This window comes from Oceanobacillus sp. M60 (genome assembly GCF_053839645.1).
Genome location: NZ_JBSSNH010000003.1, coordinates 322,610 through 343,354, shown reverse-complemented (window position 1 = coordinate 343,354; position 20,745 = coordinate 322,610). Strand labels below are relative to the sequence as shown.

Annotated in this window: 24 protein-coding genes; 8 read left to right on the top strand and 16 right to left on the bottom strand. The window is 39.4% G+C overall.

Annotated features, from left to right (window positions below):
* Positions 1-3 precede the first annotated feature (3 nt).
* The 3 genes from ACW0TQ_RS09580 to ACW0TQ_RS09570 are packed head-to-tail and all read right to left on the bottom strand — an operon-like array spanning position 4 to position 2,952.
* Positions 4-1,038 (bottom strand): FecCD family ABC transporter permease, encoded by a 1,035-nt coding sequence (locus ACW0TQ_RS09580; protein ID WP_193063907.1) that lies wholly within the window; start codon positions 1,036-1,038, stop codon positions 4-6.
* Positions 1,035-2,069: a FecCD family ABC transporter permease gene (locus tag ACW0TQ_RS09575; RefSeq protein WP_455725609.1), complete on the bottom strand. Its 1,035-nt coding sequence runs from the start codon at positions 2,067-2,069 to the stop codon at positions 1,035-1,037. The genes ACW0TQ_RS09580 and ACW0TQ_RS09575 overlap by 4 nt, the downstream gene beginning before the upstream one ends.
* Positions 2,070-2,115: 46 nt before the next feature.
* The gene (locus ACW0TQ_RS09570) at positions 2,116-2,952 is read right to left on the bottom strand and encodes an ABC transporter ATP-binding protein (RefSeq protein ID WP_455725608.1); all 837 of its coding nucleotides are present in this window, start codon (positions 2,950-2,952) and stop codon (positions 2,116-2,118) included.
* Between the two features lie 749 nt (positions 2,953-3,701).
* On the opposite strand from ACW0TQ_RS09570, the gene ACW0TQ_RS09565 reads away from it, so the two are divergent.
* The 4 genes from ACW0TQ_RS09565 to ACW0TQ_RS09550 all read left to right on the top strand — a co-directional run bounded on the left by ACW0TQ_RS09565 (position 3,702) and on the right by ACW0TQ_RS09550 (position 6,865).
* Positions 3,702-4,322 (top strand): TetR/AcrR family transcriptional regulator, encoded by a 621-nt coding sequence (locus tag ACW0TQ_RS09565; protein WP_455725607.1) that lies wholly within the window; start codon positions 3,702-3,704, stop codon positions 4,320-4,322.
* Positions 4,323-4,390: 68 nt separating this feature from the next.
* A complete protein-coding gene (locus ACW0TQ_RS09560; protein WP_042532918.1) occupies positions 4,391-5,122 on the top strand; it encodes an ABC transporter ATP-binding protein in 732 nt (243 codons plus the stop codon).
* Positions 5,094-6,656: a hypothetical protein gene (locus ACW0TQ_RS09555; protein ID WP_193063909.1), complete on the top strand. Its 1,563-nt coding sequence runs from the start codon at positions 5,094-5,096 to the stop codon at positions 6,654-6,656. The genes ACW0TQ_RS09560 and ACW0TQ_RS09555 overlap by 29 nt, the downstream gene beginning before the upstream one ends.
* Positions 6,657-6,667: 11 nt before the next feature.
* Positions 6,668-6,865: a DUF1648 domain-containing protein gene (locus ACW0TQ_RS09550; RefSeq protein WP_244882379.1), complete on the top strand. Its 198-nt coding sequence runs from the start codon at positions 6,668-6,670 to the stop codon at positions 6,863-6,865.
* 58 nt (positions 6,866-6,923) lie between these two features.
* Here ACW0TQ_RS09550 and ACW0TQ_RS09545 read toward each other — a convergent pair whose 3' ends face one another.
* The 6 genes from ACW0TQ_RS09545 to ACW0TQ_RS09520 all read right to left on the bottom strand — a co-directional run bounded on the left by ACW0TQ_RS09545 (position 6,924) and on the right by ACW0TQ_RS09520 (position 12,115).
* Positions 6,924-7,859 carry a YitT family protein gene (locus ACW0TQ_RS09545; protein ID WP_042532911.1) on the bottom strand — a complete coding sequence of 312 codons (936 nt, stop codon included), beginning with the start codon at positions 7,857-7,859 and terminating at the stop codon, positions 6,924-6,926.
* Between the two features lie 409 nt (positions 7,860-8,268).
* On the bottom strand, positions 8,269-9,267 hold the full coding sequence (locus ACW0TQ_RS09540) for an acrylyl-CoA reductase family protein (protein ID WP_455725606.1): 999 nt from the start codon (positions 9,265-9,267) through the stop codon (positions 8,269-8,271).
* A gap of 57 nt (positions 9,268-9,324) precedes the next feature.
* Positions 9,325-10,122 carry a MerR family transcriptional regulator gene (locus ACW0TQ_RS09535; protein WP_042532907.1) on the bottom strand — a complete coding sequence of 266 codons (798 nt, stop codon included), beginning with the start codon at positions 10,120-10,122 and terminating at the stop codon, positions 9,325-9,327.
* Positions 10,097-11,026 (bottom strand): DUF2268 domain-containing putative Zn-dependent protease, encoded by a 930-nt coding sequence (locus tag ACW0TQ_RS09530; RefSeq protein ID WP_042532905.1) that lies wholly within the window; start codon positions 11,024-11,026, stop codon positions 10,097-10,099. Before ACW0TQ_RS09530 ends, ACW0TQ_RS09535 begins: the two co-directional genes overlap by 26 nt.
* A gap of 184 nt (positions 11,027-11,210) precedes the next feature.
* Positions 11,211-11,636: a DnaA N-terminal domain-containing protein gene (locus ACW0TQ_RS09525; RefSeq protein ID WP_212928254.1), complete on the bottom strand. Its 426-nt coding sequence runs from the start codon at positions 11,634-11,636 to the stop codon at positions 11,211-11,213.
* A 23-nt stretch (positions 11,637-11,659) separates the two neighbouring features.
* Complete coding sequence (locus tag ACW0TQ_RS09520) at positions 11,660-12,115, bottom strand: 8-oxo-dGTP diphosphatase (protein ID WP_042532902.1); 456 nt, start codon at positions 12,113-12,115, stop codon at positions 11,660-11,662.
* A gap of 141 nt (positions 12,116-12,256) precedes the next feature.
* Between ACW0TQ_RS09520 and ACW0TQ_RS09515 the strand changes: the two genes are divergently transcribed.
* Entirely contained in the window at positions 12,257-12,892 is a 636-nt protein-coding gene (locus tag ACW0TQ_RS09515; RefSeq protein WP_042532900.1) for a pentapeptide repeat-containing protein, read from the top strand.
* Between the two features lie 591 nt (positions 12,893-13,483).
* Positions 13,484-14,416: an aldo/keto reductase gene (locus tag ACW0TQ_RS09510; RefSeq protein WP_042532898.1), complete on the top strand. Its 933-nt coding sequence runs from the start codon at positions 13,484-13,486 to the stop codon at positions 14,414-14,416.
* Between the two features lie 61 nt (positions 14,417-14,477).
* Here the strand turns inward: ACW0TQ_RS09510 and ACW0TQ_RS09505 are convergent, their stop codons facing one another.
* The 7 genes from ACW0TQ_RS09505 to ACW0TQ_RS09475 all read right to left on the bottom strand — a co-directional run bounded on the left by ACW0TQ_RS09505 (position 14,478) and on the right by ACW0TQ_RS09475 (position 19,512).
* Positions 14,478-15,659: an aminotransferase gene (locus tag ACW0TQ_RS09505; RefSeq protein WP_455725605.1), complete on the bottom strand. Its 1,182-nt coding sequence runs from the start codon at positions 15,657-15,659 to the stop codon at positions 14,478-14,480.
* Complete coding sequence (locus ACW0TQ_RS09500; protein ID WP_042532894.1) at positions 15,656-16,150, bottom strand: Lrp/AsnC family transcriptional regulator; 495 nt, start codon at positions 16,148-16,150, stop codon at positions 15,656-15,658. The genes ACW0TQ_RS09505 and ACW0TQ_RS09500 overlap by 4 nt, the downstream gene beginning before the upstream one ends.
* 223 nt (positions 16,151-16,373) lie before the next feature.
* A complete protein-coding gene (locus tag ACW0TQ_RS09495; RefSeq protein WP_042532892.1) occupies positions 16,374-17,000 on the bottom strand; it encodes a LysE family translocator in 627 nt (208 codons plus the stop codon).
* A gap of 18 nt (positions 17,001-17,018) precedes the next feature.
* Positions 17,019-17,441, bottom strand: coding sequence for a DUF2000 domain-containing protein (locus ACW0TQ_RS09490; RefSeq protein ID WP_042532890.1), 423 nt, complete (start codon positions 17,439-17,441; stop codon positions 17,019-17,021).
* Positions 17,441-18,268, bottom strand: coding sequence for an AraC family ligand binding domain-containing protein (locus tag ACW0TQ_RS09485; RefSeq protein WP_042532888.1), 828 nt, complete (start codon positions 18,266-18,268; stop codon positions 17,441-17,443). Before ACW0TQ_RS09485 ends, ACW0TQ_RS09490 begins: the two co-directional genes overlap by 1 nt.
* A 127-nt stretch (positions 18,269-18,395) precedes the next feature.
* Entirely contained in the window at positions 18,396-18,818 is a 423-nt protein-coding gene (locus ACW0TQ_RS09480; protein WP_042532886.1) for a disulfide oxidoreductase, read from the bottom strand.
* 1 nt (position 18,819) lies between these two features.
* A complete protein-coding gene (locus ACW0TQ_RS09475; protein ID WP_042532884.1) occupies positions 18,820-19,512 on the bottom strand; it encodes a thioredoxin domain-containing protein in 693 nt (230 codons plus the stop codon).
* 442 nt (positions 19,513-19,954) lie between these two features.
* Between ACW0TQ_RS09475 and ACW0TQ_RS09470 the strand changes: the two genes are divergently transcribed.
* Positions 19,955-20,158 (top strand): helix-turn-helix transcriptional regulator, encoded by a 204-nt coding sequence (locus tag ACW0TQ_RS09470; RefSeq protein WP_042532882.1) that lies wholly within the window; start codon positions 19,955-19,957, stop codon positions 20,156-20,158.
* A gap of 7 nt (positions 20,159-20,165) precedes the next feature.
* Complete coding sequence (locus ACW0TQ_RS09465; RefSeq protein WP_052485013.1) at positions 20,166-20,633, top strand: DUF2178 domain-containing protein; 468 nt, start codon at positions 20,166-20,168, stop codon at positions 20,631-20,633.
* Positions 20,634-20,745 lie beyond the last annotated feature (112 nt).

The window sequence follows — 20,745 nt, the reverse complement described above, 5'->3', positions numbered from 1 at the left end:
TTATTAATCTTTCAGCCTCGCTAATAAATATAAAAAGTATGGCGCTCCAATCACAGCGACGATAATCCCTGCCGGCACTTCCGGCTGTTTAATGAATCCGCCGATCATATCTGCTAAGAGCAGTAACAGCGCCCCCATCAAGCCTGAAACTGGAATCACATACTCATGCTTGTCTCCAACCAGCTGTCTGCTGAGATGCGGAGCAATGAGTCCGATAAATCCAATTCCGCCGCTGACAGAAACACTCGCTGCTGCAAGACCGACAGCGGAAGACAGTAACACACGCCGCTCTTTTTCTAAATTTGCTCCTAGCCCAATGGACGTTTCTTCCCCTAAGTGGAGAATATTCAGAACCGTTGCTTTGGAATAAACAAACGGTACCAGAATAACAAGCCACGGAAGTAATGCTAGAACAAACTGCCAATTAGAGCCCCATATGCTTCCCGCAAGCCAGGTTGCCAGAAATTGATAGGTTTCCGGATTTAATCGCAGTGTTAATACAATCATTAACGCATTGATACCGGCTGCAACTGCAATCCCTGTCAATACCAGCCGCATCGGCGAAATTCCCTCAGACCGCTTGTAAGAAAGCAAGTAGATGATAAGGGCAGCACCTGCTGCTCCAAAGAAAGCTAAAAACGGCATCAGAAAGACAGATATTGTTGTTGTTACTGCAAAGAAGGATAAAAAAAGCATAATGGATAAACCTGCTCCAGCATTAATACCAATAATTCCGGGATCTGCCAATGGGTTCCGAACAATCCCCTGCAGCACGGTTCCTGAGATTGCAAGTCCCATTCCTACCAGCAAAGCAATAATCATACGCGGCAAGCGAAAATCAAATAAAATAAGCGCCTGCTGCTCTGTACCTTGTCCAAATAAAGTAAAAATAACCTCTTTCGGTGTTAAGTAAATGCTCCCTGTATTTAAGCTGATAAAAAATATGATAATAATCAGAAAGACTAAGATAACACTGACCAGCCCTGCTCTTCTCGCTTTTCTGACTTGGCTATGCTGTTTGTTTTTCTGTGATGTCATACCAATCCCCCGCCCTTTCTTGCTAAGTATAAAAAGAAAGGTACGCCCAATAAGGCAATTAAGGCACCAACCGGCATTTCATGAGGAGGGCTGATGATACGTGCTGCTAAATCCGCTAACACAACCAGTAACGCACCATAAATGACCGTTCCGGGAATAATCCAGCGGTAATCGTACCCAAACAGCCAGCGGACCATATGCGGTACAATCAATCCCACAAAACTCACCGCGCCGACGACAGAAACAGCCAGACCAGCTAATACAACAATAATCAAGGCAGCAGTTAATTTAATGCGTCCAGTTTTCGTACCCAGCCCAACCGCAACTTCTTCTCCCAGGCTCAATAATGTAATTGAGCGGGATATTATCACTGCAGCGATAACTGCCAGCAGCAGCCAAGGTGTAATGATTTGCAAATGGCCCCAGCTTGTACCGGAAATACCGCCTGCATACCAGAATGCTAAATCCTGCCCAATTTCATAATAAAGCGCGATTCCTTCACTTAATGCTCCCAAAAGGGCACTGACTCCTGCACCAGCCAACACTAAACGGATTGGTGTCAGACCATTTTTTGATAAAGAACCGATGCCATATACAATTCCAGCACCAAGTGCAGCACCGAGGAATGAAAATAAAATTATATATACATACGAAAGATGCGGAAAAAATGCAAAACAGCATGCTAGCATAAATACGGCTCCGGCATTTAGTCCGAGCAATCCGGAATCAGCAAGCGGGTTACGAGTCATCCCTTGCATTAATGCTCCAGAAACGGCAAAACAGCTGCCGACAATAGCTGCTCCAAGAATACGCGGAAAGCGTATTTCCCTGATAATTTGATGCTGCTGCAAGTCCGGATCAAATTGAAATATGGCCTGCCAGACTGTTTTCAATGGCATATCCGCAGCGCCAAGGGATACAGCCAGCAGCAAAGATAATAGTAAAAGGAAGCTCCCCGCCGCTAAAACAAGCACATTCCGGACAGGCCGCACGGTTTCTTTGACTTTTTTTAAATCTTCTAGTTCATTCATTGTTTAGTACCTTTCATTGTTTACTTTTACTATTTATCATAAATGCTTAACCTGACACCTTTTGATGGCATGGTTTAGATGAAGCGCATGCCGATTCCGCCTGACATAACTGATACGATAAGCAAATCGGATTCGCACTATGCGGACACCTTGCTATATGTGCATCAATTTGAAAAACCTGCTGCAGATTACCACAGGTCATCACATTCTCTGGCGTACCGTCTGTCACAACCTCTCCATCACGCATCGCAATCATATAATGCGAGAAGCGGGAAGCATGGTTTAAATCGTGCAGAACCATAATAATGGTACGTCCTTCTTCTTTATTAAGGCGCTCCAATAATAGTAAAATATCTAATTGATGTGCCAAATCTAAATAAGTAGTCGGTTCATCCAGCACAAGGATATCAGTTCCCTGCGCCAAAGCCATTGCAATCCACACCCGCTGTCTCTGACCGCCGGATAAAGCAATGATTGCCCGCTCCTGAACTTCCGCTAACCCTGTCACCTCAATTGCCCAGTCAATATATTCGTAATCTTCCTTTCTTAGAGAACCCATCCCTTTTTTATAAGGAAAGCGCCCATAAGAAATTAATTCATATACGGTCAATCCGCCAGGCGCTTCAGCAGTTTGAGGCAGGATAGCCATGCGTTTTGCAATCTCTCTTGTATCGACCTTATGAATCGCCTCGCCCTCTAAAAATACCGCACCGCTTTTCACACTTAAAATGCGGGCAATTGTTTTGATGAGCGTTGACTTCCCACACCCATTCGGGCCGATAATCGTTGTGATTTTATTGGCCGGGATCGAAATGCTGAGGTCTTTGATAATTAACTCATTCGCATAACCGACATCAATTTCATTTATTTCAATTGCTTTCATTGATTCGCCTCCTTTTTTATGACATTTTATTTTCTGATAATGATAATCATTATCATTGATAACGATTATCATTATTGATTAAAAAGATGAACTTGTCAAGATAAATTTTTAATACTCTAACAGCCTTGAATTATCTCTAAACCATCTAAAGCTATTATTATCAATAATTTATACCTAGATTTTATAGAATGTCCTGAATAAATATGGTAAAATTGTTATAGATTATATGAAAATTGTATTTAAATTAACGGGTAAAAACAATTAGGAATGGATGAGATGGTGATGCAATATGAAAAAACATACGAAGCTTGGGAAGTCAATTTTTTGGTTAGGTTTTCTATTCTTTATGACAGGAATGATGTTTAATGAAAGGATAGGTACGATAACGGACGGTCCAGAGGTCTTCTCTACTTTTTTCTTGCCATTACTTATAACAGGAATAATTATAGTCCTCTTTTCTAATTTCTTTACAAACAAGAAGGTGTAGCTTCTTATTATTGGTTTCATTCCAAACAATCTATTATAAATTTAAGAAAACGAATTGTTCGCACCTTCAGCGAATAATTCGTTTTCTATGTATTAAATGCTCATCGTCTATACACAGGATATCTCGTCAACTGTCAGGCATCATTCATATCTTGACTATTTTTTAATAGACAGGTTTCCTTTCCAATATAAAATTATGTCTACCTATCCATTGACACTTTGTCAGTCATCTGTATATACTATCTTCAAAGGAGGTATATAACATGAGAGATGTGAAATTGCCTGAAGTTCGAAAAGCAGAAATCCTGGATGCTTCGATGAAGCTGTTTACAGAAAAAGGCTACCTGCAGACAACTACACAGGATATTATCAACCAAGTAGGAATTTCACGCGGACTGCTTTACTATCACTTTAAAAATAAAGAAGAAATTCTTTATATCCTGGTTGAAAAATCTGTTAAGCCGCTTATCCTGCAGATGGAAAAAATCGTTAACGAGACTTCATTGAGCCCGGCAGAGAAATTAAAGCAATTTTTACAAACAACGATTATTCAAGAAGATTCGGTTACAGAGGAAAAAGTCACCCTGCAGGAAACCGTTCAGCTGGAGGAAAACAGATATATGATGGACCGTTTTTATCATAAATTTATTGAAAAGCTGCTCCCTTTATTTACAAAAGTGATAGAGGAAGGAAAAGAACAGAATGTTTTTAAAGTAGCTTACCCTTATGAGACTGCCCATTTTTTAGTAACAGGATATGTTTTTGTTTCGAATGATATCAAGCTAAAAAAACTGGGAATAGAAGAAATGGAAATTTATTTAGAAGCTTTTAAAGGGGTTTTAGCAAAAACGCTGGGGATTGAAGAATCGATTTTAAATTGGTAACCAATGTACCTTACTTCATTGGTTTCTTTTATCACTACGACTGACACTTTGTCAATAGGAGGGAATTTATGTTAAAAGCGAATCACGTCTCAAAAATATACGAAGATGGCACGAAGGCGATTACGGATATCAACCTTCACGTTCAAAGCGGCGATATTTACGGATTTATTGGAGCGAATGGAGCCGGCAAATCCACGTTGATCAAATCAATTGTTGGCATTCACCCATTTAACGAGGGAGAAATCTCGATTGATGGCTATTCTATGAAAAATGACCCTGTTCTTTGTAAGAAAAGAATGGCTTATATCCCAGATACTCCAGACCTTTATGAGCATTTAACCGGCATGCAGTATATCAACTTTATAGCCGACATTTTTGAGGTTAATCTTACGGAAAGAGAATCATCTATCGAAAAATACAGCAGTCTGTTCGAAATGACTGGCAAGCTCCATCACAGCATCGCTTCCTACTCTCATGGAATGAAGCAGCGGATTGCAATCATTGCTGCTCTGGTACATCAGCCATCCCTGTTTATCTTGGATGAACCATTTGTCGGCCTGGATCCAACTGCTTCCTTTCAGTTAAAAAGTCTGATGCAGAAGCATGCAGATAATGGCGGTGCCGTGTTCTTTTCTACGCACGTCTTAGAAGTTGCCCAGAAGCTTTGTAATAAGGTAGCCATTATTCACAATGGAAAGCTTGTCAAAAACGGCTTAATGGAAGAGGTAGCCGGCTCAAAAACCTTAGAAGACATTTTCATGGAGGTTCGCAATGAATCAAAAAATATGGATATTATTTAAAAATAACCTTGCCAACAGCATTCATTTCCATGATTTATTTCGTTCCGGCAAGCAAGGAAATGGAGGAAAAATAACAGCTGTTGTTCTGCTTCTTATGGGAATACTGCTGCTTTCGTATAATATACTGACAGCCAAAACATTGGTCAGTATTGGCCAGACAGCTATGATTCCGGGATACATGCTTTCCGTTTCCAGTATGATGATGATTTTCTTATCATTGTTACGAGCGAATGGAACAATCTTTGGCAGCAGCGACTTTAAACAGCTGGCTGCTTATCCCGTCAGTGAAAAAGAAATTTTTATCAGCAAGCTGCTTCACCTCTATTTTTTCAATTTACTGATTGGTCTGTTATTCAACCTGCCAGCTTTACTCGTCTGGGCAGCAAATACTCTTGTCTCACCGTTTTTAATTATGCTGTTTTGCATCACAGCGCTGGCCTCCCCTGTGATTCCAATTTGTATCGGTGTCATTTTTGGAAGTCTCGTTTATCGGATGGCGGCTTATTTTCGGCAAATGAATCTGATTGCTGTCTGTTTATCTCTTTTTCTACTCGGTGCTTTCGGCTATTTTATCATGACGCAATCTAACCAAACAGATAGCATGCAAGATATCGGAACTGCTGTATATAGTCAGATGACAACTATGTATCTGCCTTCCGTCTTATTTCAATTTAACAGTTTGGCAGACAGCTTTTTTATTCTAATTTTTCTCTTTATCAGCGGTTTATTATTTTTAGTGCTTACCTTTTTCGGCAGCAGATACTATCGCAGATTGAACCTGCGCCTTCTTGCTTTAAAAAGCACAAATTATATGAAACCGCGAACCATCAAACAGCGACGTATCTTCGTTGCTTTATGGAAAAAGGAAATAACTGCTTTATTCAGCTCTTACAACTACTTGCTGAACTCGATATTAGGCACCGTGCTGTTAGTTTTTATTAGTATGGCATTACTTCTGTTTGGATTTGAAAAATTAACAACGTTTATTCCGCTTCCTGTTTCTATAGAAACCGTTACCAATCTATTTCCCATGGTTGTTGCAGCAATGCTGTTAATCAGTAATCCGGCAGCTGCTGCACTCTCCATGGAAGGGAATAAAGTTTGGATTTTAAAAACACTGCCCATTGAGCAAAAAAGGGTGGTTCATGCTAAATTAGCCTGTACCTTTTCCCTGCATTTTATTGGTTTTGCTATTAGCATCCTAGCTTATATTATCCGTTTATCTCCAACGATAGAGCAGCTGATCTGGGCCATCCTTATTCCAGTAAGCTATTCCGCTTTTATCACGACATTTGGATTGATGCTGAATTATTTCTACCCACATTTCAGCTGGAAAAACGATATGTATATTGTTAAACAAAGCCCACCTGTTTTGATAGCAGCATTTACCGGGATGGCATTGATGATCGTGCCGCTAGTACTTATTTTATTTCAGATGCTCCCGTTGTTTGTGATTTATCTGGCACTTTGCATTCTATTGCTCGGTCTAGCTGTGTATTTTTATCAGCGGACCTGCACGATAAAATTTATATAAGGAGAATGATGATGAAAAAGGATATCACTGTATTTTTAATCATGTTCGTTATTTTGTTTGGCATTATTCTATTTTTGCCTGATTCCATTCCAATTCATTTTAATTGGCGGGGAGAAGCGGATATTGTTGTTCATAAATTTTTTCTTTTGATCGGGGTGATTATTCCTTACTCTGTTTACTGGCAATTTTTTAGAGAAAAGAGAGATTAATATCTCTATACGAAAAAAGTCTTTCCCTTAAAAATCGGAAAAGACTTTTTTCGTATAGCTATGCTTTCTCATTAGCAGTATTGTTATCTGGCGATGTAAAACTCTCTTCATCCGCCTGCTTCTTATAATAGCGGCGTTCCAGTTTCTTGCTTCGGAAGGTCTTCTGCCCAGGGTGATGAGCTTCTGCAAAGCTGCCGCCGGTCACGTCCTTCACCGTATGCACAACCGTGAATGCATTTTCGTCAATGCTGCTGACCAGCTTTTTCAGGTAGAATAACCGCTGCTTCGGGATGGCGACGTAAATCAGATTTTCCTCGACGCCATCTGCATTTTTCTCTGCTTTTAATACGGTCGTATGTGTACCCAGACTTGTTTGCAATGCATTTTCCACTTCTTTTGTTTTATTGGAAAAAATATGCACCACTCTTTTTGCTTCAAAACCTTCTAATACATAGTCCGTTACCCTTTTTCCAATAAATAGTGCAAGCACCGTATACATGGTGTACACGGGTCCAATCACAAAAATCCCGGCAACGACAACAGACGCATCCAAAACAAAATTGGTTCCTGTCAATTCCCAGCCGAATTTATAGTTTAACATGCGGGCGATGGTCGATGTCCCTCCGGTCGTGCTCCCTGAACGGAAAATAAGTCCAAAGCCGACACCGGTAAATACGCCTGCAAAGATTGCTGCCAGAAGGGGGTCTGGTATACCTGTAGCCAGGTCTTCGAGGATATAAATAAATAATGAAAATAGCGGGATGGTCACAAGCGATTTGATAATCATGTCCTTTGGCAAGTAACGAAAGCCGATCAGAAGAATAACTGCATTCAGAATAAATGTCGTCATGGCAGGCGATATATCTGTTTCATGGTAGATCAGCAGAGCCAGCCCCGGCACGCCTCCCTCTGCTAAAGAATTCGGCATCGCAAAGACTGCTACGGAAGCAGCAAAGAAAAATGTACCGGCAATTAAAAATACATAGTTCTTCATCGTATATTCCTCCTCTTATTTAGTTGTGTGAAGTTCATTTTGAACGGTTATCCTATTTTTATCCTTTAAAAACAGTATCATACCTCAAAAAGATATACCTCTATCGTATCGATAAATGAATTATCTCAGTTAAACAAAATAACCACCCGAAAAAAACCTTTCCCTAAATGCATTAGGAAAAGATTTAAAAAAATGGGCAGAACCCACTCATCAATTAAAACAGACGGCATGTAATTCTGCACTTTAACTGAGATAATCTTCTTATACTGGTTACTTTAACGTACTAAACACTTCTTTTCAACAGCTAAATGGAATTATTTCATTACTTCAGCATGTCTTAAAAAATAGTACTAAACAAAAAAGGAAGGAGAACGCCATTTCTACGCCCTCCTTCTGCATGGTACATATATTAATCGCCTAAATTCACGAGCACTCTTCCCAAATGATTACTTTCTAATACAGACGGCAGCAGCTCTGTTAATTCCTCTAATCCAGCTTCCTTATATACCATATCTTCAAGGTTATCTAATTTTAAATCAGAGGCTAAACGCTCCCAGATATGCTTCCGTTCTGCTATCGGGCAATATACCGAATCAATCCCAAGAAGGGAAACACCCCGTAAAATAAATGGAAAAACAGATGACGGTACATTGACACCAGCTGCCATTCCGCTGACGGCAACACTGCCCCGGTACTGAATTTGCGCCAATAATGCTGCTAACGGCTTCCCGCCTGCTGCATCGATTGCTCCTGCCCATTTCTGCTTATCCATCTTTTTCAGTTCTCCATTATAAACTTCTTTTCTGTTAATAACTTCATCTGCACCTAATTGTTTCAGATAAGCAGCCTCCTCGGTTTTTCCTGTACTGGCTGCTACCTGATACCCTTTCTTTTTCAAGAGGGAAATAGCAATACTTCCGACGCCGCCTGTTGCTCCAGTGACAAGAACAGGGCCATTTTCCGGCTTCAGTCCATTCTCTTCTAATCGCTGGACAGATAAAGCAGCTGTAAAACCGGCTGTTCCTAATATCATGCTTTCTTTTAAGCTCAACCCTTTTGGAAGAGGCACAACCCATTCTGCGGGAACACGTGCATATTCACTATAGCCGCCAAAATGGGAGACACCTAATTCGTAGCTGGTAACAATAACTTTATCGCTTGCTTTATAGCGTTCATCCTTGGAATCAATTACTTCACCGGCTAAATCAATTCCCGGAATAAACGGATATTCCTTTACAATATTTCCATTTGGATGAGCAGCAAGCCCGTCTTTATAGTTGATCCCGCTGTACTTTACATCGACTAGAACATCGCCCTCAGGCAAATCAGAAGGTTCGATTTCTTTTACATTCAAATTTAACTTTTCATTTTCTTTTTCTACGACGAGTGCTTTAAATGTGTTTGCCATGATATAACCTCCATCTAACTATATATTCTAATTGATTTTTCCCTGAATTTAGGTGCTTCAATCCTGTATTGATTTGCTATTTTTATGTGACAGCTTTTCATCTTCACAATGGTATAAAATAGCTTGATGAATAAATTCATTCAATGTATCGTTTCCGAATTGATTGATATACGCTTTAAAGCTTTTATCTTCCTTATACGTATAAGCAATACATTGCAGGATTTCTGTATCACCTATCATAAACTGTTCGAGATAACTTTTCCATTCTAGAACGATTTGCTGTACTTTTTCAGAAGCAGGTGATTCCTCTGAGAGCTTGGCAAACTGCATGAATACATCCTGCATATTCTGATCAAAAGCTTCAAATACAGCAGCTCTTTCTTCTTCGGGAATTTGTTTGATATTTTTTTCATATTCTTGATACTTATCTGTATCCCCATATACATATTTAGCTTCCATTTGATACTGTTCTTTTAATGGCAGCACGCTGCCTTCCTGAAAAATATCCAAGTTAGAGATATCTTTTCCAGAAATAAAATCATTTAAATTGGCTAATGTCCGCTCGAGGTTTTGCTTTTTTATTTGCATCGCTTCATAATGTCCGGCTAAAATCGTCCTTTGCTCTTGTTTTGGCAACTGTATAATCGCCGCTATTTCTTTCAAGGGCAAATCTAGTTCCTTTAACAGCAAAATGGTCCGCAATTTTTTGAGATCCTCCTGGTTATACAGCCGGTAGCCTTTATCTGAATAGCTATAAGGCTTTAATAAATGGATTTCATCATAATAATGCAGTGTTCTTTTCGTTACACCTGTAATGGTAATCATATCTTTAACGGTGTAGTATGGTTTCTTCATCCCAATATGCTTCCACCTCGCTTAATATCTCCTGAGCCGGGAGTGTCGTTGCTTCCACAATGGATTTCCCTGTTTTTTGCAGATAATACTTCACTAAATAATAACCGCATGCATACCCGGCACTATGTGGCACTCCTCCAGCAACCGGTAACCCCTGTAATTTAGCAACTTCATCTCCATAAAGATACGCCATGATTTGCTGTAATCCTGTGATTTCTAAATGCTCTCTCAATACCGGTTTGATAATATGATTCAATGTATCAGCATCTGTTTTGCTGACCCAAGGTCCGATTAAATCTTCCCCATATAAAGAAGTCGCAAAGTTTTCTGCCAGTCCTTCACTGACAATCAATTCCCCAAGATTAATTTTATCATCCCATTTAATAAATTGATAACGGACATTATGATTACATTCATGTGCTAAAGCAGGTTTTAATCTTTTTAACGTATACTCATTTGGAAGCAAGCTTAGAATAATATAGCCGGGAATCCCTCCTTCCCCACTATATCCTTCACTTAGCTGCAAGATTTTGCTGTCCGGACTGCCTAACAAAATCGTAAATAAATATTCAGACACAGGTAAATGGATCTCATGCTGTGTAAATTGGTTTAAGCAGTGTTCCAATGTTTGCTTTAATTCACCCCATAACGCATCAGAGGAAATCTGTTTCATGTCTGATTCAACTTCAGTTGTTATCATCTCCGGTGACAGATGTGCCATATTATTTATTGTCATCACATCAAATCCATTTTCCTCCTCCGCATGGAATGGAATCTGCTGTATTTCCCACTTTTTCTTGTAAGGACCAAGCATCTCCCGTCGATACAACTCTGTTTTTTCTTCTGGTGGACTAGCTATGACCTTCTTATAAATCTTATCCGAACGTAATATGTTGATATTCATTTTATCACACCTTTTCAAAGTTTATTTTTAACTTACAGTATGACGTAACGTGAAGGTCAATATGAAAAGATGAAATAATCTGCTGCATACACATGAAAAATCTCAGCAATAGAAATTACTGAGATTTTTCTTAATTTATAAGACCAAAGTTATTACTTTTGCTATAGGAGCATTTTTTTAAACATCACTTCATCTGCTGCTCCAGCTTACTTATTTTTTCTTCCAGCAATGCAGCTCTTTCATCCAAGCGTTTCACATCGATCAGCCGCTGCACTTTCTCCTCCAGACGGTCTATCTTTGCCTCTAACCTGCTGATGCTGTCCGTTTCATATGAAAATGATTCTAAACGGGTAGTAGAAAAAATAGAGTCAGCATCCTTCTCCTCTACTGCAAAGCAGATAATATAATCTTCTCCCGTTACTTCTTTTACAGCCTCCCCAATCCGTTCACTATATTGAGTCTCCAGCCAATCAATCGTAAATTCATTCGCTGCAAATACTGTTAATTCATCTTCGTCCCATTCCACTGTTGTGTTTTTCAGCCATGTATCAAAACTTGGTTTAGATAAGTCACTGCTTAATTTTTCTAAAACTTTTCCCCATATATCCATATTGTCTTCCTCCCTCTATATAATTAAAATAAGACAACTTCTTTCTTTTCATTGCGCTGGTTATAATAGAACTCTGAAATCCTCTCATCTACAAATACCTTATACATCTCCATAAAATCAGGCGCTAATGGATAATCCGGCAATGCAGCTTTATCAATCCAAAAAACCTCTCCTTCATCCGAACTCTTTAATTCACCGGAAAAAGAATTTGTTTTATAAAGTAAAACGACATACCTTTCATCCTGGTTCGTCTGGAATTGCTTCGTTCCGCACAGCACTGGTTGTTTTATATGTAGGCCTGTCTCTTCCTCTACCTCCCGGACTACTGCATCATGGAATGACTCCTTTTTTTCAATATGCCCTCCGGGGAAAGTGATTCCCGGCCAGTTTTTATTTTGTCTGTCTTGAACCAGAATCTGTCCCTTTCCATTTTCAATCATGCACATATTGGTGAAAATTGCTGCTTCCGATCGCCCCATGCTGACTCCCCTTTTTCGTCTATATTTCCTTACTGTCTAGTATACCATTCTACAAATATCGTGAAAGAAAAATATGTTATGATGGAAAAAATGCAACAATAGAACGATAATGTAAAAGAGGCTAAGGAAAGAAGGTATAAAATGAAAATAGACATTCCAAAAATTTCTCCTGTATTAACTGAAAAAAGATTTACCGATATTTTTTTCGAAGAGGATCCGTTACTGGAAATGTGCGAAATCACTGGAGCAGAGTTTACCAATGAAGTGGTGGAGCGTGTACGGATTTATGATGCGGTCATCAAAAATTGCCAATTCAATCAGACAGACTTTGAAAATATAGAGCTGACAGATGTCCGATTTGAAAATTGTGATCTATCCAATGTAAATTTGACGAAATCTTCTATCCACCGCGTGGAGTTTATTCATTGCAAATTAGTCGGCTGTGAATTCCCGGAGTCATCCATCGGCAATGTCCGCTTTGATGATTCCACCTTAAATCTGGCTGCTTTTGGAAATGCCAAGCTCGAAAAGGTTATATTTAACGAATCCGTATTAACCAATGTCGATTTCTACAATTGTAAATTCAAAAAAATTGAATTTAACCGCTGCGATTTAAATGAAGCGAATTTTGAACAGACTACGCTGAAAGGAATCGATATCAGCTCTTCCAGCTTTGAAACATTGACCGTTTCATTAGAAAGTTTAAAAGGCTGTAAAGTTTCCTCTTATCAAGCGATTCAATTTGCTTCTCTGATTGGATTAGTTGTTAAAGAGTAAAAGAAAAAAGATACATTTGTTAGGATCAACACCGAAATCTATGGTTGGAAAATATAATTAAATATGATAAAAGCAACTAGCTAGCGGAGGAAATACACGGAGACTCCTGGTCGGCTAAGAACGGTCACGTCCTGTGACCAACGACCGACACTAGGACGTCCTGTCCGTCGTGGGAAAGCGCCATGGTCTTCGGCGGGGCGAGTAATCGCAGTCCCAGTCCCAGGGTGAAGACCCCGCAGAAAAAAAGCGTACTTCTTTTTTTCTACCCGCGGGGCATAAGTGCGACTTTGCTTCTGTCTGCGCCTGTCGGCTTGCCAATCAGCAAGTCTTCTTTTCACCCGCAGGGCATAAGTGCGACTTTGCTTCTGTCTGCGCCTGTCGGCTTGCCAATCAGCAAGTCTTCTTTAAAGGAGATGAGCTCGGGGCCCATGGAAAGCGTAGTGTATTTCCGTAGTGGTCGCTTACAGCAACTTTATATCTACTATGTCACCCATAGATTTTGGTGAAGAGCCATTTGTTAATCTATGTTTAACTATCCTATTTTGTGGTATATTCATAATAGAGTAAATCAATCGGAAAAGGAGTTTTATAATGGTTAAACATGTAAATTTAGGTAAATCAGATGTTTCTGTACATCCTATCGGCTTAGGAACCAATGCAGTAGGAGGCCATAACATTTATCCGGATATGCTGGATGAAGAACAAGGAAAAGACGTTGTCCGCACAGCACTGGATAATGGGATTAATATGCTGGATACAGCATTTATTTATGGACCGAAGCGCTCGGAAGAATTAGTTGGAGAGGTTATTCAAGAATATAAGCGTGAGAATATCGTGCTGGCAACGAAGGCAGCGCATAAATTTGTCGGCAACGATACGGTAATGGACAATTCACCGGCATTTTTAAAGCAATCTGTTGACGACGCGTTGAAGCGTACACAGACAGATTATATTGATTTGTTTTATATCCATTTCCCTGATGAAGACACGCCGAAAGCAGAAGCTGTCGGTGCTTTAAAAGAGTTAAAAGATCAAGGAAAAATCCGCTCCATCGGTGTTTCCAATTTTACGCCAGAGCAATTGAAGGACGCAAACCAGGACGGTTATGTAGACGTGTTGCAGGCAGAATATAACCTGTTAAATCGTGATGCTGAAAAAGACTTTTTCCCTTATACTGCGGAAAATAACATCACATTTATTCCTTACTTCCCATTAGAATCTGGTTTATTAGCTGGGAAATATGATAAGAACACCACTTTTTCTGATTTACGGGCAGAAAAACCAAATTTCCAAGGGCAGCAGTTCTTAGATAACCTGGAAAAAGTAGATCAGGTAAGAAAAATTGCGGATAAATACGGAGAAGAGGTTGCTCATATTGTTCTGGCCTGGTATTTCTCTCAAGACTCCGTTGATGTGATTATTCCTGGCGCAAAACGCCCAGAACAGGTATTAAGCAACAAAAGAGCAGCTGAGATTTCATTATCTGAAGATGATATTCAAAAAATCAGCAATATCTTTGCTTAATCGTTTAAAAGGAAAAAAACCGCGTATTGTTTACCATTTATAACAATACGCGGGTTTTTGATTACAAATATTTACTAACAAAACGATTCATCCGCTTCGTAGCTTCCTGCAGGTTTTCCATCGAAGTCGCATAGGAGCAACGGATGTGCCCCTCTCCGCCAGCACCAAAGATATCCCCCGGCACCACAGCAACATGCTCTTCATATAATAATTTCTCCGCAAATTCTTCAGAGGATAATCCCGTCGCTTTAATAGACGGAAATGCATAAAACGCGCCTCCAGGCATATGGCAGGCTAAGCCCATCTCTGCGAAAGACTCTACAAAAAATCCGCGTCTCTGTTTATAGGACTGCGTCATTCTTTCCACATCGTCCATCCCGCTCTTCAAAGCCTCTAACGCTCCATACTGCGCCATTGTCGGTGCGCACATTAAGCTGTATTGATGCAGCTTCAGCATTGCCGCCAATAAATCAGGTGGTGCCATCACAAAGCCTAAGCGCCAGCCTGTCATTGCAAAAGCTTTAGAAAATCCGGAAATTAAAATCGTTCTCTCCTTCATCCCATCCAGCGCCGCAAAGCTGACATGCTTGTGATCATAGCTTAATTCTGCATAAATCTCATCAGAAAAGACAATCAAATCATGCTCTTCTGCTAACGTTGCTATTTCCTGTAAATCTTCTTTTAACATCACTGCACCAGTAGGGTTATTCGGGAAACTGATCATTAACGCCTTTGTTTTTTCTGTGAGCACCGCCCGAATCTGTTCCGCGGAGACTTTAAAATCATCTTCTATTTTTGTTCCTACCGAAATCGGCACACCTCCTGCCATGGATACAAGCGGCGCATAGGATACAAATCCAGGCTCGACAATAATGACTTCATCCCCCGGATCTAGAATAGCACGGCAGCCAATATCGATTGCTTCACTTGCCCCGACAGTTACAAGCACCTCTGTTTCCGGATTATAATCCACTTCAAAGCGCTGGTCCATATATTTTGTTATTTCCTGTCTTAATTCAAGTACACCGGCATTCGCTGAATAAGCAGTAAATCCCCTTTCCATCGATGAAATACTTGCCTCACGAATATTCCATGGTGTTGTAAAATCAGGCTCTCCGACACCTAAAGAAATAATATTATCCATCGAAGAAGCTAAGTCAAAAAATCTTCGGATGCCGGATGGCTTAATATCCTGGATACGTGATGATAAACGATTTTTCGTTTTTACACTTACTTGACTCATGGTGTCACCACAATTCTGCGATCTTCTTCGCCTTCTTCAAAAATAATTCCGTCGTGCTTATACTTCTTCAACTGAAAATGGGTTGTCGTTGAAATCACAGAATCGATGGATGAGAGTTTTTCTGAAACAAAGCGGGCAATCTCCTGCATCGTCTTTCCTTCAATCACTACCTGAAGATCGTATGCACCGGACATAAGGTATAAGGCCTGCACCTCAGAAAAGCGATAAATACGCTCTGCAACCTCATCAAATCCCACGCCGCGTTTTGGAGTTACCTTCACATCGATCATCGCTGTTACCTGTTCAGCCTGTGGCACCTTGCTCCAATCCACCACTGCAGAATAGTTTAAGATAACCTTCATTTTCTCTAATTTTTTTAAAATCGTTTGAATTTCTTCTTCACTTATATTTGTCATTTTCGCTAATGTATTGTAATCAATTCGCGCATCTTCTTCTATAATTCTCAAAATTTCTAATTCTTTTTCTGTCATTCTCCTTTGACTCCTTTACCATTTCTGTCCAATATCCAATCTCGTGTCTGGATTATATTCCATCATAACATATTCGACAGGATAAATTCATTTCTGTCCCCAAATATTTTAAATCTTTTGTTTTGTATATATCAAGCATTTCTATTTTTTGGAGATGAAATCGCAAACACATTAAAATCTGGAAGTCTATCAAAGGAAAATCTCTCTTTCTGCAGAAAAAGTTCTAAATAACCAGCTTTACGCCAAAACCCATTAATAGCAGTCCGGCACATTTTTGAAAAACCTTTTGAAATCCAGGCTTTTTCAGCCAACGCTTCATCGTATCTAAAAAATAAACCAGCATAAAAAACCAGCCTGACGCTATCAGCGTTAAGATACATCCAAGAAAAATCAGCTGCTGATTGACGTTCCCGCTTATATCTATAAATTGCGGCATAAAAGTGATGTATACTACAACCGTTTTCGGATTCAATATATTACTGATGGCCCCCTGAAAAAAAGAATCTTTATAATAAGGTTTTGCTGTTTTCCTATTATCATTTTTCTCTGATACAGCTTCCATAGAGAAAGTATCTCTTGAAAAGAAAGCACGGATACCCAAGTAAATGAGATAAGCAGCTCCAAGATATTTAATGATATTGAAAAGAAAAACTGACTGGGCAATCACAACAGACAGTCCAAAGACAGCAATCATGGTCCAGAAGGTGAGTCCAAATGCTATCCCGAGTATGGTAGCACAGCCAGCCTTTGCACCATAACGGAAGGTATTTTTCATCACCAATACCGTATCAGTCCCCGGCAGCATGGACATTATCAACGCCATCAGGATATATGCCAGTAAATTATCCATCCCGCATGCTCCTTTCAGCTATCTTAGTAACGCAAGACTGCCTGTTAATTGATTCACTTTTTTCTTTTCTCCATAGATCCCCAGTCCATAATACAGATAATCTGATTTCGATTTCTCCTGAAGCTTTGCTATGTATTCCACATACGTTTTACAGCTTTGCGCTGCATTGGAAAAATCAACAACAGTCAGGTCAGCAAACGTCTCTGTCATTGTTTTATCTCTTAATTCATGAAGCAGTCCGGCATTTCCCTTTAAAATAGGAATAGGTGTTTTTACAATTCCTGCATGCTCCACACCAGATAAATCCGTTACATTCTCCCCTGCCATTTCAGGGGCTTCCTTTCCAAGTGTGACCCCGAGAATAGCTGCCGTATTGGCAATTAATCCTAAAGGCAGATTTTCATCGATAACAAGTACACATTTCGTTTCCATCGAATGCATTATATCTCTCCGTTCCGTTCAAAAATCTTCATATATTGCTTCGGTGTTAATCCAATCATGCTCTTAAAAAACCTGGTCAAATGGCTTTGATCACTGAACCCCGTCAGGAAAGCTACTTCAATCGGCTTCACTCCTTGTTCTAACAGCCTTTTTGCATGATTCACCCGAATTGTTTCCAAATAGCTGTAAGGAGAAATTCCCTTTTGTCTGGTAAAGGACCGCAATAAATAATATTTACTCCATCCTGTTAAACCGCTTAACGCTTGTAATGAAATTTTTTCAGCATAATGCTTTTCTAAATAATTGCTGATTTCCTGCACCTTTTGGGAGGATTCCACTTCTTTTTGCGGGATTGCCAGATCTGAATTTATCTCAATAAGCTCTTCCACTAAATAGAGAAACAGCTCTTCTTTTTGGAATGCATCCTCTCCCTCCGTCATTTTTAGATGAAGGTCTTTTAAAGCAGATGCTACTTCATTCTTATACAAAACATTTTCTTTAAAACGTGGAAGAACCTCCTCTCCCTTCATTTCAAACACAGCTTTCTTCATCACTTCCGCTTTTACATTAATACAGCGGTAATCCAATGTTCCTCCATCTACCTGCTCACAGCTGTGGGTATCGTACGGGTTGAAAATAAGTACATCGCCCGGCTGAATAACATATTCTTCTCCCTGGCAGATTAACTCCCGCTCTCCCTCCTCGATAAAGCCAATTACATAGTAATCATGAAAATGCGCCGGAAACTTTTGTGTGATTCCTTTAAAACGATATGCTTCCGCTTCTAAATCCGGATCTAAATAAATCGTTCGCGTTTCATCTGCCATGCTCACTGCTCCCTCCTTGCACCTCTTTACCTTCTTCTAAACTAACAAATCATCTCTGTATTTTCTTGTATGATATTGCGCTTTTTCACATAAAACAGCCGCCGAAAAATTTTCCGGCGGCTGTTTCTTACTTTTTATTCGATTTCATAAGCAGCATAAAAATAATAATTAGAGTGAAAGCAGTGAAAGCTAAAAATGGTATCGTCATAAAACCGAACCAATTAATATATTCTGCATTACAAGGCACACCGCCAACACATGGCTTTAACGGGGCAAACCCCGGTACTTTTTGCTGAAGATAATGATACAGCGAAATACACCAGCCGATAATGGCAATGGGCAGTACATACTTTTTGATTGTAAATTCCTGCTTGAACGTAGCTACTCCAAGGATAAATGCCAAAGGATACATTGCAATCCGCTGATACCAGCATAATTCACACGGTATAAACCCTTTTATTTCACTAAAATAAAGACTTCCTAAGGTGGCTACTAAAGAAACGACCCAGGAAAAATACATATAAAGCTGTCTCATATCCAGTTTATTCATCTTATTCACCTAACGCTTCGTCAATAGCTGCTTGGATAACCTCGTAATCAAACGTATCGTCATCCTCTATCTTAACATTATTAACCATAATCGTCGGCGTTGATTCCACTTCATACTGATTTCTTAAATTATCATCTATTACAAGTTCATCCATAAGTGGATTATTTTCTACATCCTCCGCCAACGCCTCTTCAATATCTTCCATTAATGCTTCCGTATCAATTCCCTCAACCCCATCAGCAATTTCCTCTATTTTATCGTTGGTTACCCATGTGGCTTGCTGATTTTCTGGCTGGTCATCAAACAGAGCATGATGGAAATCCCAATACGCATCAGGGTTCTGCACATAGACAGCTTCTGCAGCTAATGAAGCTAATCGTGACTCTTCTCCATGGAACAATATATTGACATATGAAAATTGCACGTCTCCATTATCTATATAGTCCGCTTCCAATTGTGGAAAAATAGTTTCGTCCCATGCTTTACACCCAGGGCATTTATAATCTCCAAATTCGACGACAGTTACTGGAGCGTCTGAGTCTCCATAGATTGGCTGTCCTTCTGTGGAAGGTGCTTCATCAAATTCCCTTCCAAAAGATTCTGAGTCCCGGTTTACGAGCACAACCAGTAACACCAACAGCGCAACAACAATTAATGTTATCGTTACGATTACTTTTAATGGCGATTTTTTCATATAAACATCTCTCCTATCTAGGTAAATATAACATAAAAATGTCATTTTGCTCAGCCTGAAATTACAAAAAGTAACTTTGTAACAAAAATTTAAATACAGTACCAATATACATTATTTTTTGCAGTCGTACACCTATTTGATTGTCACTTTTATGACAATATCAAATCATCTTCGTTTTGTCTAACCTTGCAATTAAAATGTTTATAAAAAAAGTACTCTATACGAGGCAAGAAGATCAAGCATCCTGTCATTTGCTAGAATTTTGAACTCCCTCTTAAAAGATAGAAAATCGATACATAAAGTAAAACTATATCAGCACGAACAAATAAGCTGTTTTATTGCAATAAAGACACATTAAAAATGTGAAGTTGACTTCTCATTTTTCTTTTGATAACATAAAATGAGAAGTCAACTTCACATCACTAAAGAGAAGAGAGATGGCATGATCGTTATCAATAAGGTGCAGACATTTAGAAAGCAAAAAAAGATGACACAGGAAGCGTTGGCAAATAAGGTCAATGTATCCAGAAAAACGATTGTTTCTTTGGAAAAGGGCAATTATACGCCTTCTTTATTGTTGGCATTACAGATAGCAAAAGTACTGGAAACAGATATTAACGTTATTTTTTATTTAGATGAGGAGTGATCCTGCTATGAAGAAAATTATATTTGAACAAACGGGGAATATCATTATGATATTGCTCCTGACCTTGGGAATGATACAAACGGTTCTAACTGCTACTGTAAATAAAGGCCCTTTTTCTTTTTCCTTTGAATTCGGCATTTTTTGGTTTTTATTTTTAGGCTGGCTAGTTATTTTTGGCATTGCCCGATTTTGGTACGGGAAGAAAAAGCATAATGAAGGCTATAGCACTCGAAAAGGAGAATTCAGCACGCAAGATGAACGGGAGGAGTTAATCTCCAAAAAAGCCAGTCTGATTACCTTTAAAATGCTGATCTCCTTATGGATTGTTCTTCTTTTTCTGTGCTTCGGAGTCGGTTTGTTCGTTACAGATATCAAAACCTTTCAAACCATGGTTATCGGCATGCTGGGAGGCAGTCTTATTATAGGGTTTCTCTCGTATCTGACTGTCTGGATAATACTTGATTCAAAGGATTAATCTGCAAGCCACATGCAATGTCATAAGATAACTATTGTTATAAGCGTTTTTATACAATTGGCAGACCTGTAATTTTGAAATCCTAAGAAAAACCGAGAATACTGCTTGGTCT

Excerpts from the sequence above, each read along its gene's own strand:
- ACW0TQ_RS09580 (WP_193063907.1), bottom strand. The coding sequence starts at position 1,038 with ATGACATCACAGAAAAACAAACAGCATAGCCAAGTCAGAAAAGCGAGA.
- ACW0TQ_RS09575 (WP_455725609.1), bottom strand. The coding sequence starts at position 2,069 with ATGAATGAACTAGAAGATTTAAAAAAAGTCAAAGAAACCGTGCGGCCT.
- ACW0TQ_RS09570 (WP_455725608.1), bottom strand. The coding sequence starts at position 2,952 with ATGAAAGCAATTGAAATAAATGAAATTGATGTCGGTTATGCGAATGAG.
- ACW0TQ_RS09565 (WP_455725607.1), top strand. The coding sequence starts at position 3,702 with ATGAGAGATGTGAAATTGCCTGAAGTTCGAAAAGCAGAAATCCTGGAT.
- ACW0TQ_RS09560 (WP_042532918.1), top strand. The coding sequence starts at position 4,391 with ATGTTAAAAGCGAATCACGTCTCAAAAATATACGAAGATGGCACGAAG.
- ACW0TQ_RS09555 (WP_193063909.1), top strand. The coding sequence starts at position 5,094 with ATGAATCAAAAAATATGGATATTATTTAAAAATAACCTTGCCAACAGC.
- ACW0TQ_RS09550 (WP_244882379.1), top strand. The coding sequence starts at position 6,668 with ATGAAAAAGGATATCACTGTATTTTTAATCATGTTCGTTATTTTGTTT.
- ACW0TQ_RS09545 (WP_042532911.1), bottom strand. The coding sequence starts at position 7,859 with ATGAAGAACTATGTATTTTTAATTGCCGGTACATTTTTCTTTGCTGCT.
- ACW0TQ_RS09540 (WP_455725606.1), bottom strand. The coding sequence starts at position 9,267 with ATGGCAAACACATTTAAAGCACTCGTCGTAGAAAAAGAAAATGAAAAG.
- ACW0TQ_RS09535 (WP_042532907.1), bottom strand. The coding sequence starts at position 10,122 with ATGAAGAAACCATACTACACCGTTAAAGATATGATTACCATTACAGGT.
- ACW0TQ_RS09530 (WP_042532905.1), bottom strand. The coding sequence starts at position 11,026 with ATGAATATCAACATATTACGTTCGGATAAGATTTATAAGAAGGTCATA.
- ACW0TQ_RS09525 (WP_212928254.1), bottom strand. The coding sequence starts at position 11,636 with ATGGATATATGGGGAAAAGTTTTAGAAAAATTAAGCAGTGACTTATCT.
- ACW0TQ_RS09520 (WP_042532902.1), bottom strand. The coding sequence starts at position 12,115 with ATGGGGCGATCGGAAGCAGCAATTTTCACCAATATGTGCATGATTGAA.
- ACW0TQ_RS09515 (WP_042532900.1), top strand. The coding sequence starts at position 12,257 with ATGAAAATAGACATTCCAAAAATTTCTCCTGTATTAACTGAAAAAAGA.
- ACW0TQ_RS09510 (WP_042532898.1), top strand. The coding sequence starts at position 13,484 with ATGGTTAAACATGTAAATTTAGGTAAATCAGATGTTTCTGTACATCCT.
- ACW0TQ_RS09505 (WP_455725605.1), bottom strand. The coding sequence starts at position 15,659 with ATGAGTCAAGTAAGTGTAAAAACGAAAAATCGTTTATCATCACGTATC.
- ACW0TQ_RS09500 (WP_042532894.1), bottom strand. The coding sequence starts at position 16,150 with ATGACAGAAAAAGAATTAGAAATTTTGAGAATTATAGAAGAAGATGCG.
- ACW0TQ_RS09495 (WP_042532892.1), bottom strand. The coding sequence starts at position 17,000 with ATGGATAATTTACTGGCATATATCCTGATGGCGTTGATAATGTCCATG.
- ACW0TQ_RS09490 (WP_042532890.1), bottom strand. The coding sequence starts at position 17,441 with ATGCATTCGATGGAAACGAAATGTGTACTTGTTATCGATGAAAATCTG.
- ACW0TQ_RS09485 (WP_042532888.1), bottom strand. The coding sequence starts at position 18,268 with ATGGCAGATGAAACGCGAACGATTTATTTAGATCCGGATTTAGAAGCG.
- ACW0TQ_RS09480 (WP_042532886.1), bottom strand. The coding sequence starts at position 18,818 with ATGAATAAACTGGATATGAGACAGCTTTATATGTATTTTTCCTGGGTC.
- ACW0TQ_RS09475 (WP_042532884.1), bottom strand. The coding sequence starts at position 19,512 with ATGAAAAAATCGCCATTAAAAGTAATCGTAACGATAACATTAATTGTT.
- ACW0TQ_RS09470 (WP_042532882.1), top strand. The coding sequence starts at position 19,955 with ATGATCGTTATCAATAAGGTGCAGACATTTAGAAAGCAAAAAAAGATG.
- ACW0TQ_RS09465 (WP_052485013.1), top strand. The coding sequence starts at position 20,166 with ATGAAGAAAATTATATTTGAACAAACGGGGAATATCATTATGATATTG.